At 60.7% G+C, this 1057-nt stretch carries 2 protein-coding genes; one reads left to right on the top strand and one right to left on the bottom strand.

The genetic code is table 11. The features are described 5' to 3' along the window. Positions 1-655, top strand: a 655-nt coding sequence (locus AC27IQ_RS25510) for a LysR substrate-binding domain-containing protein (protein WP_487091298.1), incomplete at its 5' end; no start/stop codon positions are given. An 82-nt stretch (positions 656-737) separates the two neighbouring features. On the opposite strand, the gene AC27IQ_RS25505 is transcribed toward AC27IQ_RS25510, so the two are convergent. Next, the coding region (locus tag AC27IQ_RS25505) for a hypothetical protein (protein WP_487091297.1) at positions 738-1057 on the bottom strand (320 nt) is incomplete at its 5' end.

Genomic DNA, 1057 nt, shown 5'->3' with positions numbered 1-1057 from the left:
TGATGCCGAGGCCAGCGGCGCGCGCGGCCGCACCAGCGTGGGCGCCATGGTGGCCGCCACGCCCGTGCTGCTGGCGCAGGCGGTGGAACAGCTCAAGGCCCGGTCCCGCCACACCACCGTGCTGATCGAAGAGGGCGACCTGACGCGCCTGCTGCCGAAGCTGCGCCTGGGCGAGCTGGACCTGTTCGTCGGCCGCCTGGAGCCGGGCTACGCCTCGCCCGACCTGGAAACCGAGGCCCTCTACGACGACCCCATGGTCGCCGTCGTGCGACCGGGGCATCCCCTGGCCACGAAGCGCAAGCCCCGCTGGGCCGACATCGCCGGGCAGCCCTGCGTGCTGCCCCCACCCTGGGCCTCGCTGCGGGTGAAGCTGGAGCAGCAGTTCTTCGCGCACGACCTGCACCCGCCGGCCGACATCGTGGAGTCGGCGTCGTTCCTGTCGCAGATCACCTTCTTGCACCAGCGCGGCGCCGTGGCCTTCATGGCGCGCACGGTGGCGCGGCATTTTGCGGAGCAGGGGATGCTGGCGGTGGTGAAGGTGCCGGTGGAGATCGAGTTGCCGCCGGTGGGGCTGATCCGGATGCGGGGGGTGGAGGGGACGCCGGTGACGCAGGCGTTGGTGGGGTGTTTGAGGGAGGTGGGGAGGAGAGAGTAAATCGCTCTTTGTGACCCAGAGGCGACGATGACTATTAACCTGGTTGAAAATTGATAGAGGAAATATTTAAAAATATCTATTTTTAAGATAAGGGGTGTAATGGAATTTTTACCTGCAGGTGATGCATGGATTGATTATTAAAATGAGTGGTAATAGTATGATGAAGCCGATAATCAAGGCCCCATCCCCGCCTTGTGAGATGGGCGACGATGTTAGATTTCTGCTCGATTGAAATTTGGATGAAGGCGAGACTTGTACGACGTAGGTCTGGTTGGTTGCTTGTAATTCTCCAGTACGTGTGCCATGGTTTTTTTAAAAAACGCGTACCTTCGATGCTGCCACTTAAGACGTAACGATTGCCAGTGTCGGCGAAACCAAGAGCGCGTGCCGTGTCGGCAATTT

The sequence above is a fragment of the Acidovorax sp. KPB24-07 genome, assembly GCF_057543315.1.
The sequence above is the reverse complement of the archived record's forward strand: the minus strand, read 5'-3'. Positions and strand labels throughout refer to the sequence as shown.